Annotated in this window: 6 protein-coding genes; 1 reads left to right on the top strand and 5 read right to left on the bottom strand. The window is 41.8% G+C overall.

What is annotated here, in order from left to right:
• Positions 1 to 123: 123 nt before the first annotated feature.
• Together EGN73_RS07090 and aspS are read right to left on the bottom strand one after the other, a co-directional pair.
• Positions 124 to 2,997 (bottom strand): outer membrane beta-barrel protein, encoded by a 2,874-nt coding sequence (locus tag EGN73_RS07090; RefSeq protein WP_219287848.1) that lies wholly within the window; start codon positions 2,995 to 2,997, stop codon positions 124 to 126.
• 185 nt (positions 2,998 to 3,182) lie between these two features.
• A complete protein-coding gene (gene aspS, locus EGN73_RS07085; protein ID WP_219287847.1) occupies positions 3,183 to 4,937 on the bottom strand; it encodes an aspartate--tRNA ligase in 1,755 nt (584 codons plus the stop codon).
• A 312-nt stretch (positions 4,938 to 5,249) separates the two neighbouring features.
• On the opposite strand from aspS, the gene EGN73_RS07080 reads away from it, so the two are divergent.
• A complete protein-coding gene (locus tag EGN73_RS07080) occupies positions 5,250 to 6,527 on the top strand; it encodes a peptidoglycan DD-metalloendopeptidase family protein (RefSeq protein ID WP_219287846.1) in 1,278 nt (425 codons plus the stop codon).
• Positions 6,528 to 6,588: 61 nt separating this feature from the next.
• Here EGN73_RS07080 and EGN73_RS07075 read toward each other — a convergent pair whose 3' ends face one another.
• From EGN73_RS07075 to EGN73_RS22500, 3 genes are read right to left on the bottom strand one after another with little or no spacing between them, the layout of a single operon-like run.
• Positions 6,589 to 8,625, bottom strand: coding sequence for an OmpA family protein (locus EGN73_RS07075; RefSeq protein WP_219287845.1), 2,037 nt, complete (start codon positions 8,623 to 8,625; stop codon positions 6,589 to 6,591).
• On the bottom strand, positions 8,616 to 9,581 hold the full coding sequence (locus EGN73_RS07070) for a PorP/SprF family type IX secretion system membrane protein (protein WP_219287844.1): 966 nt from the start codon (positions 9,579 to 9,581) through the stop codon (positions 8,616 to 8,618). The genes EGN73_RS07075 and EGN73_RS07070 overlap by 10 nt, the downstream gene beginning before the upstream one ends.
• Before the next feature lie 12 nt (positions 9,582 to 9,593).
• On the bottom strand, positions 9,594 to 13,073 hold the full coding sequence (locus tag EGN73_RS22500; protein WP_246611499.1) for a T9SS type B sorting domain-containing protein: 3,480 nt from the start codon (positions 13,071 to 13,073) through the stop codon (positions 9,594 to 9,596).
• Positions 13,074 to 13,194 lie beyond the last annotated feature (121 nt).

Here is a 13,194-nt window from a genome sequence, read left to right as displayed (position 1 = left end):
AAATCTCATGGAGACTAAAATTAATCCATTTTGAACCATGAAATTTAAAGTTTCGGAAAGGATCTGTAATTATAAGCAGAGTTTTAATTAAAAAGCCCGGCAATTTTTACCAGGCTTTTACTTTTACCAAGTTCTGCTTCCTCCCCCTCCTCTCCAGGGTCTTCCTCCCTGAGGTTCTTCCTGCTGTTTGAAATTGCCAATAATGTAGGTAAATGAAATCAACCCGTATCTGGTAAGCACCCTTGTAAATGTATCCTCTATGGCCACATCATTCACTGCTCTGCCAATGGCATTGTTTTGATTGAGCAGGTCAAAAATACTCAACTTCAACTCACCTTTATTGTCTTTGAGAAACCTATACCCTGCCTCAATATTCCAAAGCCAAACAGATTGGTCCAACTCTGCTGAGATTCCACGGTAAAGCGCATTATTGACCACATTGGACACAAAGAGCTTTCCATTATTTGGACTGTAATAGAGCCTGACATTTGAGTTTTGGATATAAAAATTATTGTTCAGGTTAGTCTGTAAACTGCTGTTGACAATGGTGTAAGTTCCAGTCGTGGCAAGGGTAAAGTCAAAATCCTTACTGATATTACTGGTAAGGGTAAGTCCTTGGCTCAGGTCCAGATTATCATTGAAGTTTCTCTGCCCATTGATGATACCTGGTGTCCTGTTAAGAGAAATACTGGAGTTTGAATTGAACTGTGATTTCAGTTTTTTGACAGGTGCACCATAGGTGACAAACAATCTGGACCTAAACTGACCTGAGATATTTTCAGGTCTGCTGATTTGTGCTCCTGGCCTCAAAAGCACATCTCCATTGATCAAGGTATCTGACTGAGCGACAAATATGCTATTGCCGATAAAATTTTCGGTCATAGAGAAAAACAGGAACGAAAAGAAAGTTCTGGATTTCTCCATGTTGATTTTAGAAAAATTAGTAAATACCGAATGGCTGTAAGCCTGTCCTAGATCAGGATTACCCACGAAAAGCTGCAGCGGGTTTTGGTTATTGATTACATTCTGAAGCTGATTGACAGCGGGCTCCTGAGTATTGGTTCTGTACCTTAGCCTGAAAGAGGTTCCTTTTTCACGGTTTCTATAAAATGCATTCATCCCCGGAAGGAAGTTGCTGAATGTTCTGTTGAATGACTGCTCAAAAGGGAAAAGACTTTCATTGTCCTGAGCTGCATACTGGTAATCCAGATTGGCATTGATATTCCAGTTTTTGAAGTTGTAGCTATATCCCGCACTGGGTCTTTGGATGACAAACCTATTGTCAAAAACGTTACTCAAAGCAGTATCCAAGACCATCATCCCGATTTCAGGAACCAAAGCAAAGGTCTGTTGATCGGCTGAGGTCTTATTATTGCCCACCTGATAAGAAAGGGTCAATAAGGATTTGTCATTTAAGGCCTCCGTAAACTGTAATGTCGTCCTATAATTGAATCCATCTGATAGTCCAATGGTTTCCTGCTCCAAGGTATCCCGGATGTCCCGGATAAAATCCCTATTGGCAGCAATGAGTTCGGATAGTTGGTCCCTTTTGTTCCAAGCTGTAAATACAGTGGTGGATAAGGTCCTTCCCTTTTTGTCAAACTTATACCTGTACACCAGGTTATTGGACAGGTTGTACCCTTCCGTAGTGGCATCAGAAATATTTCTGGTGCCACTCAATGGATCTCTGGATCCCGAGAAATTGATTCCATCTCTGTCCAAAAAGGTCCTATTGTTTTGAAAATTGAGAGACGGACTGATAATCAAAGCATTTTTTTCATTTACATCATATTCAATACGGCTATTGATTCTGTGGTTGTTGTTGCGTACCGTATTGATAAGGGTTTCATCATAAAACTGACTGTTTTGTTCTGAAAGTATAGTCTCCCTGTTGGTCAGTCTGAAGATGTTGTTATTGGTGGAATTAAAAAAATAAGATGCTGTGAGGTTCATTTTGCTTCCTACTTTGTCACTGTAGTTCAATCCCAAGCTATTGGTAGTTATGATACCATTGTCTTGCGGCACCAGAAAATTACTTCCTGCTCCGCCGCCACCCCAGCCTCCACCGCCGGGTCTACCTCCTCCACCTCCACGGCCTCCGCCACCCTGACCACCTGTTACGCCTACCAGATCCTGAGAAGAAAAGTTTTGTTGGTTGATATTGTTAAATAGCCCAATAATCGAGATCCTTTTATCTCCTTTAAAGATATTAAAGCTTCCTCCTGCTGAGTAGCGATCATCCGTTCCGCCCCCAGCATATACACGTCCAAACTGACCGCTTCTTTTATCAGGCCTGGTCACAATATTGATGGTTCTGGAGTAGTTCCCATCATCAAAGCCAGTAAGCCTTGATTGGTCAGACCTTTGGTCCAGGATTTCAACCCTATCTATTACATCCGCCGGTAAATTCCTCAGAGCCACAAATGGATCACTTCCAAAAAACTCCCTGCCATCTACCAAAACTTTTTCTACTTGTTCTCCCTTTGCCTGTATTTCTCCATTTTGGATGGTAACCCCTGGAATTTTTCGCACAAGATCTTCTGCATCAGCATTTTCCCTGGTTTTAAAGGCATTGGCATTAAAAGATGTAGTATCACCTTTTACCTCGCCCACAGGAATCTGGCCCTCGATAACCACTTCGCCCAATAGCTTGCTGTCTTCTACCATGGTAAATGTACCCAGATCCAGACGCTCGCTGATATTGTGGTTTTTGGTGATTCTCTGATAACCTAAATAAGAAATCTCTATCAATACATCAGGAATATCGGGGCGCCTTACTTCGAATGATCCGCTCACTCCAGTAACTGTTGAAGTCAGCAGGGAATCAGTTACGGTCTTGACCAGAACATTAGCTCCTATCATAGCCTCATTGGTGCCCCCTTCAAGCACTTTTCCCTTGAGAATCAAATCATTTCCATCCCGACGCTGAGCATTGGCTTCCTTCAAGGATAAAATGGAAAGCGTGAAAAACATCAAACAAAGTAAAATTATACGCATAGCTGTTGGTTTGAATTCACTTTTAGACCTTCACTGGATACAAAAAGTTTAAGGCACTTAATGGGGAAATTTTAAAAGGATAAAAAGTGAGGCTAAAAGGTCAAAAAACAATTTTAACTTGAAATGAGAACAAAAAAAGCCAGAAGAACTAAGAGCTCTTCCGGCATGGTGGTGCTGTATATAAATTAATCTTTTAATTCTACTCGTATGGAAAGCTCTTTGAGCTGATCCTCGGACACGGTACTCGGTGAGTCTATCATCACATCCCTTCCTGAATTGTTTTTGGGGAATGCAATGTAATCTCGAATAGAATCAGATCCGCCGAATATCGCACAGAACCGGTCAAACCCAAAGGCTATTCCTCCATGGGGGGGTGCTCCGTATTCAAATGCTTCCATCAGGAAGCCAAACTGCTTCTGCGCTTCTTCATCAGAAAACCCAAGGTGCTTGAACATCAACTGCTGTGTAGGCCTGTCATGAATCCTGATAGATCCTCCTCCGATTTCCACACCATTGATGACAAGGTCATAGGCATTGGCCCTTACTGAACCTGGATCCGTCTCCAAAAGTGGAATATCTTCTTTCTTCGGTGAAGTAAATGGATGGTGCATAGCATGAAAGCGTTCTGTTTCCTCATCCCACTCCAATAATGGGAAGTCAACCACCCAAAGTGGCTTGAACACATTCCTGTCTCTTAGACCAAGTTCTTCACCCATTTTAAGACGAAGCTCAGACATCTGCTTGCGGGTAGCTTTTTCTTCTCCGCTCAATACAAGCAACAAGTCTCCTGGCTCAGCGCCCATGAGGTCGGCCCAAGCTTTGAGATCTTCCTGACCATAAAACTTGTCTACAGATGATTTGAAAGACCCGTCAGCATTGCATTTGACATACACAAGTCCTTTGGCTCCTATCTGTGGTCTCTTTACCCAATTGGTCAATTCATCTAACTGCTTTCGTGTGTATTCTCCGGCACCTTTTGCACAGATACCCAAAACGATTTCAGCATGGTCAAAAATCGCAAAACCCTTATTCTGGGCAAGGTCATTGAGTTCAGCAAACTTCATATCAAACCTCAGGTCAGGCTTGTCATTGCCATAGTACTTCATGGCGTCTGCAAAAGTCATTCTTTGGACCTCTTCCAGCTCTATACCTTTGACATTCTTGAAAAGATGTCTTACCAGTCCTTCAAAAGTGCTGAGTATATCCTCTTGATCCACAAATGACATTTCGCAGTCAATCTGTGTAAATTCAGGTTGTCTGTCTGCTCTGAGATCTTCATCCCTGAAACACTTGACTATTTGAAAATACCTGTCAAATCCCGATACCATCAAAAGCTGCTTAAAAGTCTGCGGTGACTGAGGCAAAGCATAAAATTCGCCCGGGTTGACCCTGCTCGGCACCACAAAATCACGGGCACCTTCTGGTGTGGATTTGATCAATACAGGTGTTTCCACCTCTATAAAGTCCTGGGCATCCATGTATTTTCTGGTTTCCTGCATCATCCTGTGACGGAGCTGTAGTTTTTCCCTGACTACACCTCTACGCAAATCCAGGTAACGGTATTTCATCCTGAGGTCATCTCCGCCATCCGTCTCATCCTCAATAATAAATGGAGGCACTTTGGCAGCATTTAAGATCTCAAGCTGATCTACTTTGATTTCAATATGACCCGTAGGGATTTTATCATTCTTTGAAGTTCTTTCTATCACAGTACCAGTTGCCTTCACCACATACTCTCTACCCAAGGAAGCTGCTTTTTCCAACAATTCTGCTTGGGTGGAGCCTTCTTCAAATATCAATTGGGTGACACCATAACGGTCGCGCAGATCTACCCAGATCAATCCTCCTTTGTTTCGGACCCTTTGTACCCATCCGGCTAAAGTCACTTTTTCGTTGACATTCTCTATCCTTAGCTGTCCGCAAGTATGAGTTCTATGCATGTTTTTTGGTATTTTTTTAAAGTGGACAAAGATAAACAAACCTTGCAGAGTATGCTATGTAGCCTTCATAAGATTGCAGGTAATTTGTCTTTTCTTCAGATTTTTCAATAGTCAAGTATCAATAATGTACCGTTCTTCAAGTTTTTTTGAAAAATTGAACAGTGTCGAAGACAAGATTTCCCATTCTGGGCGTTAGAACTTTGAAGCTTCGAAATGTTAAAATTTTCAGATTGACTCAACAATCCTTGCAATTTGACCCGAATTTAAATTTCTTTGAGTATTCAGCCCAAATCAAAAAAATTGAAATAAATAATGGTGAAAAAATGGATAGGCGTAAGTGCCTTGGTAGCAGTATTGGTAGGTGGCTACTTTATAGTCGAAAATAAGTTTTCAGAGGCCCCCGAATTGTTAGCCGAAGAAATTGAAATAGAAGAGTTCGAAATTCAGGAAGAGGAGAACCTGCTTTTCGGAATCAACATCAACGGTCTACAGATAACCGAAGGAATCGTAGGAAAAAACCAAACCCTGTCTTCCATTCTCAGTCCATTCAATGTCCCTTATGAGATCATAGATCAGATCGCCAGAAAATCCAAAGACGTTTTTGATGTCCGCAAAATCGCTTTCAACAAAAAATTCACCGTACTTACTCCTGAAGACTCTTCACAAGCCCAATTTTTTATTTACGAACCCAATCCTTCTGAATATGTGGTCTTCAAGCTCGACGACCTGGAAATCTACAAGGAAGAAAAACCAGTGGAATTGAGACATGTAGAAAAAGGCGGAGTCATTACGGATAACCTTTCCTTCAACATGAACAGACTGGGAATCACAAATGACATGATTGACCAGTTTGCAGATCTTTTTGGCTGGTACGTCAACTTCCAGGGACTTCAAAAAGGTGATGTTTTCAAGGTGGTTTACAAGGAAAAAGTGATAGAAGATCAAGTCGTTGGAATCACTGACATTGAAGCCGCATATTTTCAGCACAAAGGGCAGGAATACCATGCCATTCCATTTGAACAAAACGGAGAGGTGAATTTCTTTGACCAGGAAGGAAACAGCTTCAAGAAGTCATTTTTAAGAGACCCGGTGAAATACACCAGAATCAGTTCCAAGTATAATCTAAGACGTTTTCACCCCGTACAAAAAAGGTACAAACCCCATCTTGGGACTGATTACGCAGCTCAGCCAGGTACTGAAATCAGGACTGTGGGAGACGGTACCGTGGTGGAAGCAAGATTTACGAGTGCCAATGGAAATTTTGTAAAGATCAAGCACAATGATACCTACACCACCCAGTATTTGCACATGTCCAAAATAGCCTCGGGCATGAAACCTGGTACCAGAGTAAAACAAGGTCAGGTCATCGGGTTTGTGGGCAGTACCGGTTTGGCTACAGGTCCTCACCTTTGCTTCAGATTCTGGAAAAACGGTAAGCAGGTGGACTGGCTGGCAGAGAAGCTTCCTCCAGCTGATCCTATTTCCAAAGAAAACAGGGAAGCATTTGAAAGGATCAAGCAGGAAAAAATCCATCAGATTGCTGGGATTCTGGTCCAAGAAGAAGAAAAAAAGCTGTTGGCTGAAAATTAAGCAAAACAAAAGACCTCCCGGCCGGGAGGTCTTTTGTTTTTTGTTCCTTTATAATTGTCTGCTATTTCTCAAGAATTAAATTTTTGAGATCTTCCTTATTACACTTTTCAGCACTTCCACTGATCCAGCCTTTTGGCAAGAAGTAGATTTTGTCCGAATCTGAAAACGCTTCCAAGATCATTTCGGACCTTCTGTTCATCTGATGGCTTTGTTCGGGACACTTCACGCCATCACCACAGTCATTGATCAACTTCTCTTCACCAAACCACCTTAGCTTTACCCTGTCCGGACCTATACCAAACTTGGAAACATATTCTCTAACCGCATCTGCCCTTCTTTCACTCAACTTTTCATTGTAAGCATGACTCGCCCTGGAATCCGTATGACTGGATACCACAAGCTCTATGAAATCGTATTTTTTCATCACTTCACCAAGACTTTCCAAAACTTCAACAGCATCCTTTCTTATCTCAAACTTATCCAAATCATAATAAATGGTATCAGTCAAGATGGTCAGATTATAAGGTACCTGCATCAAAGTATAATCCCTTCGCAACGTATCTGCATCCATTCCAACTGAACTCAGTGATTGGTCCTCTATAGTGAAAAATCCAGGGATTTCAATTTTCAGCTCAAACTGCTCTTCAGGATCAAGTTCGGCCAAAAGTTCATTCTGACTTCCCCTTGTTGTTGGGATTTTGACCCCTTGAGTCCTTTTGATGAGCATGGCTTCATAATCATCTTCGAAAGGTACCCCTTCACAATCCCATAGCTTGGCAAGCAAAAATTTCTGAAGAGGTTTAATCAAATAAATATCATCTTGGCCTAATCCTCCTTCACGATCTGAGGACAGGTACGAAATACCTTCATCATTTATTCTAAAAGCAAAATCATCTCTTGGACTGTTGAAAGGAGCACCCATATTTTTAACTTCGGTAAAAATTCCTTCCCTGTAGTCCGCAGAAAAAATGTCCAAACCTCCTAATCCCGAATGGCCAGATGAAGAAAAGTAAAACTTTTCCCCATTCTTAGAAGGGTGGCTTTCATTACCTGAAGTATTTATTTCTGGCCCTAGATTAACCGGCTTGCCAAAGACCATTTTTTCATCGTATTCGACATAATAAATGTCATAGCCGCCTACACCTCCGGGCATATCCGATGCAAAATACAACCGGCTTTCATTTTCATCCAAAAAAGGATGCATTACCCCATAAGCAAAGGAACTATTGAAAGGAAGTCCTTTGGAGTTGCTCAGATTACCCTCTTTATCCAAATCAGCAAGATAGATTCCCGGTTGATTGGCTATATCTTCCCTTTTGGCCCCTCTGGTTTTGCCCAATACCGCCGTATAAAAAATCTTTTTCCCATCCCTTGTCACATGGGGATCCGAAACATGCAATGCGCCTGGAAGATCTACTTGAAGCTGTACCGTTTCTCCGTCTTTGTCCTTTCTGAATAGAGAAAAATAATTTCTATTATTGAAATCACTTCCATCTTTACTGAAAATATTGTTTTTGGCGTCCAATCTTACACTGGCCTTTTCCGGATTCAATAAGGGGCCCCGATCACTTGTGAAAAACACATTTCCTTTGCTATCAGCGCTGTAGCCAAAATCTGAGTCCTCGGAATTGACAACTGCCAAAGGTTCAAGCCGAAATGAGGACGGAAGAGATTTCAGAAATGCAATCCTGCCGAAATCAAGTTCCGGAAAATCAAACTCTTCAAATCCTGACCCAGCCAATAAGTCTTCAGGTTCTGAATTTTGATCAACCTGCATCGCAGCTACAAGGTACCTCAAGTAATCCCTTCTCTCTGCTTCATCAAAATCGATTACCTGCTTGCTCCACTGATAAGCTTTTTCGTAATCTTTGATTTGACTGTAGACTTCTGCAAGCTTTACAGCTGAAGCATATTTTTCCTTTTTGCTAAAGGCATTTTCATATACTTCGGCCGCATGGGCATAATTACCGATTGCGTATTGCTTATCTGCATATCTCAGCAGTGAGTTTTGAGCTGACAAATGACCGGCCAATGTCCCAAAGAACAGGAGTAGAAAAAGCCTCTTCAGCAGATGATGTATATCTAATGTCAGAACCATCTTGGGTTTTTGATTTTAGCCGTTCTTGAAGTCAGGTAGTAGCCTATAGAAATTTCATGGGAAGAATTCCTGTAATTTTCAAGTGCATTGAGATTATGGTCATAGGCATAACCAATTCTGAGGTTTTCGGTAGCAAATATCTCTGCAATCAAGGCTACTGCTGTCCTGTTATTGAGGTTGCCCATAAGATGTTCATTACCCAAATTCATATTTGACCTGTAAGAAGCCCCCAGCCAAAGCCTTTCCATAAACAAAAACATGCCATTGATATCATAGCTCATTGGTGCTCCCTGAACTTCACGGATGAGAAAGCTAGGCTTGAAAGACACATTGTCACTCACAGGTACAAGCAGTCCGGCAGTAAGGTAAAAGTGGAAATCATGGAAGGCCAGCGCAATATCTTCACGTTCCAGCGCCTTTTTCCCTACCAAGTTAAATGCGCTGACACCTGCATAAAACCTGTCTGTATGAAAAAACAACCCGGCATTCATATTTGGGGTAAACATGTTGATTCTACCTTCGGGTATTTCGGGATCATTTGGGTCGTTGTAAGCCCATTCCCCGTCTATGCTGTACTGACTTGCTCCGGCACTTACTCCGAGAGAAAAAAAGCTCTGCCTACCTGTTTGGATCCTGTAGGCATAAGTAAGTAAACCGGAGTTTGTACTGGTCGGTCCGATCTTATCAGACATCACGGATACTCCAAACCCCATCAATCCTTCATTGGCGCTGAGGTCAGCTGTGACCGTAAAAGTCTGAGGTGCACCTGGAAAATTGACCCACTGATCTCTGTAAGTACTTTGAATGTAGCCTTGGTTTTTGTACCCGGCATAGCCTGGGTTGATGTGCAGGCCGTTGAAGATGTATTGACTGAATTGGGGGAGTTGTTGAGCATAGGCTGACCAAGTCGGCAATGTTGCTATAATAAAGATCAATATGAATGCTATCCTTTTCATCTCTTCTTCGGATTAATCTTTTATAACCTGAATCCAACCCTTAAACTCATGCTTTCTTCCAGTCCTATCTGTACCATTCAATATGTAGAAGTATGTTCCTGCTACCTGCCCTGATGCATCCCAATTGTTATCATAATTTTCTGTCTGGAACACGTGGTCTCCGTACCTGTTGAAAATCACAATATCATTCCCTGTAAATTTGCTCAAGCCTTTTATTTCGAACCTGTCATTTTTATTGTCCCCATTTGGTGTAATTATATTAGGGATAAAAAAGGGATTGACGAGATTTTCATCAGTAGCTATGTTATTGGAAGGATCAATATCTTCTTCCGATGAACTAACCGTAGCCTGATTGGTGATGGAAAGAGGAATTCCACCGACCAATGGATCCGCTGTCACAAAGACCGAGATGGTAAGTACCACACCTGAATTAAATCTTGGCGCAGAATAGGTGATTCTACTGCCATTCACCTGAATGTCAAGATTGATAGAGTTGTCACTGGAAAAATAAACACTGCTCACATAGCTCAATCCTGGAGGAAGGAGGTCTACAATCTGCACATTGGTAGCATTGGTCTCTCCAATGTTGCTTACTTTAATCACATATTCAAACTCATCCCCTTCGTAAACTTCTGCTTGATTGGAGGTTTTCTCTATAGCCAAGTCAACATTGTCAGAAAGCAAAGTAAAAGTTACAGAAGCCTCATCAAAATTATCCGGATAGCCAACTTCTCTTAAGATATACTTCAAAGTGTAAGTTCGCGGTTCGTTGATTTCAGGGATCAAAAGACTGACTTCACCATTTTCTTCAATTCCCAGACCAATAAGCCCATCCAATTCGGTAAACTCAAAGTTGACATCCTCTGGATTCACTGCCTTGCCATTCAATAGGTCATTATCAAGGATATTTCCCAGGCTACCGACGTAGCTTACATACTGCTCACCAAACTCATCATCATTGGCAATTATCTCCACAAAGCCTTCGTGACACCTGATTCCAAAGTGCAGATCTTTATGAACTTGTACAGATCGGCTCAGGGTTCTATCCAGTATCTCTGGTGTCGTGAGCCCACATTCTATAGCAAAGCGGATATTATCCTCCAGAAATGCCACTCGCAAGTTTGGCAAAGTCTTGATCAATCCACTTTCCCCTTTTATGGAAGCCTGATCGTTCAGGTTACGGTCCATGGTCAATTGGGCAGTGTAATCACCAAAGGCATCTGAAGGACTTACCTGCACACTCCAGTATCCTGTTTCTGAAATTTTGATGCTCTTTTCAAATCCTTGCGGACCATTCACACTGATGTTGGAAGACCTTGAATTTCCAAACCCTGCAATATTCAATTCACCGAAGTTTTCCGGACCATCGTACCTGCCGTCCCCGTTGAGGTCAAACCATTCCCATTTATTGATGTCAATGGCCCCTTTCGTTGGATCGTTTAAGGTAACTTTCCCATCATCATTGGCATCGTACCATTCATCCTGTACACCATTTCCATTGGCATCATACCACACTATCCCTCCAAGGTAAAGATCATTGCTAGGGCCATATTTGAAGTCATTGACTTCACTCAGACACTTGTCTACCATGATAGAGTAAGAAGAAACACCCGATGCAAAAAGATCTCTGACTGCATTTAGATTGGCATCATTGACCTTGACCTCATATTCTCCAAATACGATATTGTCGAAAATGTAACGTCCATTTGTTCCGGTCACGCTTATGTAAACCAAGTCGTTTTGCGGATTCTTAGAAATCAACATGACAGGCACACCACTAATGGGCTCGCCATTGATGTCATGAATTACCCTTCCCGAAATCCTACCTGAATCCTTACAAGATTCGATATCTACTTGTGGGGTTTGTATAGAAATTGTATCTGTACATTGGGTAAGCGCTGATTCATAATCTTCGCATGAAGCCTGCCCAGAAAGGTCGTCGTCTTCTCTCCACATCAGCATCACATTTTCCAGCCTGAGTTCATCACCACAGTTCCAGATGAATTTTTCCGATATCACACGGACAGTGTTGCTTTCACTCCCACCATGCAAAGTCCCCAAAAATGCACTGACCTTAACAGGAACAGAGCTCTGACCGATAAATAAATCTGCTAATAGTCTGCTCTCGTACCTGCTTCCTGAAAAGTCTGAAGGAAGATCTACAGAGATATAGACTTCAGATGAAGTACCGAATCTGCATGCTGATTCCTCTATTCTCTTACCTGACTGGTCACTTAAAAAAACTGCCCCATAGGCAAATTCATCACCTGAACAAGACACTAGCCCTTCATCTCTACAATCTGTAAACTCGGGATCAATCGGATCTGCCACCCTAATGGTAACTGTGGTCCTGTCTGTCCTTCCATCCAGTTTGTCCGTGATTTCATAGTCGAAAGTATAAATCCCCGCAGGCGTTCCCGGAGCCACAGAGACACTTCCAAAGTTTTTGGAATTAGGGTCCTGATTTAAAATAATGAATCCAGAAGCCAAAGCGCCATTATTATCAAAAACCACCAAACTAACGTCCTGTGGATTTAGGACCTTTCCATCAAGCTCATCATTTTCAAAAATATTGATAATGTCATTTCCTCCGGAGAAACCAAATACAGGTCCTGCATTGTCCGGAACAGCTGATACTTCCCTGGCAAAAAATACAAACTTCCCATCGGCTTCCATGATATCAAAAACCCTAAAACCATAAATCGGAGTGGAAGTGTTGAAAATACCGGCATTGATAATGGTAAGCCATTGCTTCTGCTCAGGGATATCAATTTGATGGTTGACCCCTGTATTCCAAGTATAATCAGGCATTACGTTTACAAGAGATGCATTTTGGATCACATTCCCATCCACATCTAAGGGCATCAAATCCATTCCGGAATTGCCATTCCTTTCGGTGATGAGCATGTACCCCGAGCTTGGAATCTGATTGGGGTAAATGATATCTACGAATGCATTGTTTTCTTCAAAAATAGGAGTAGGACTGATATCCCAGTAGGATCTAAGGTCAGGAATGGAAACCACTTCCTCCATAGCCCTAAGGAAATTAGCAAGGTTGTTTGCATGGGAAATGTGCTCTGAACTCTCAGCATGATCATACTTGATGACCCTGACAGCATTTGGAGTGAGATCGCTTCCCAAAAGAGGGTTGGCACTTTTTACTTTTGGAAACCTGGAAGTAGCAAATATCCTCTGCCCATTTTCCAATAAAATCGACTCCACCTCCACAGAAACATTTTCAGGCATTGGGTTCTCCTGACCTTGCGCAGTCTGAACAATTCTGGATTCCTGTGCTCCGCCTTTATCTACAATCAGCGTCACTTCTTTTATGCCCTCACTGTTATTGTTTTTATCAACATAAACCCTTGATTGTCCCAGTGCAGAAAAAGTAAAAAAAATCAAGGCCAAAAAAAGAATACAAACAACACCATACCTTGCCTGTAACAAGCCTGTACAGAAAGAGGTGGTATAGCTGTTGTAAAAGTGCTTCATAGCCTGATTAGAGTGTTTGCTTGGGTGATTAAGCTGAACAATTTATGAAGACATAAACTATCTGCTGTAAAAATACATTAATTTGTTTTTCATATACAAGAGAAACAGCAAAAAATTTATT

It is taken from the genome of Arthrospiribacter ruber (assembly GCF_019343195.1).
Lineage (GTDB): Bacteria > Bacteroidota > Bacteroidia > Cytophagales > Cyclobacteriaceae > Arthrospiribacter > Arthrospiribacter ruber.
Note: the sequence above shows the minus strand (reverse complement) of the source record. Positions and strands in the feature narration are given on the sequence as shown.

Excerpts from the sequence above, each read along its gene's own strand:
- EGN73_RS07070 (WP_219287844.1), bottom strand. The coding sequence starts at position 9,581 with ATGAAAAGGATAGCATTCATATTGATCTTTATTATAGCAACATTGCCG.
- aspS (WP_219287847.1), bottom strand. The coding sequence starts at position 4,937 with ATGCATAGAACTCATACTTGCGGACAGCTAAGGATAGAGAATGTCAAC.
- EGN73_RS07075 (WP_219287845.1), bottom strand. The coding sequence starts at position 8,625 with ATGGTTCTGACATTAGATATACATCATCTGCTGAAGAGGCTTTTTCTA.
- EGN73_RS07090 (WP_219287848.1), bottom strand. The coding sequence starts at position 2,997 with ATGCGTATAATTTTACTTTGTTTGATGTTTTTCACGCTTTCCATTTTA.
- EGN73_RS07080 (WP_219287846.1), top strand. The coding sequence starts at position 5,250 with ATGGTGAAAAAATGGATAGGCGTAAGTGCCTTGGTAGCAGTATTGGTA.
- EGN73_RS22500 (WP_246611499.1), bottom strand. The coding sequence starts at position 13,073 with ATGAAGCACTTTTACAACAGCTATACCACCTCTTTCTGTACAGGCTTG.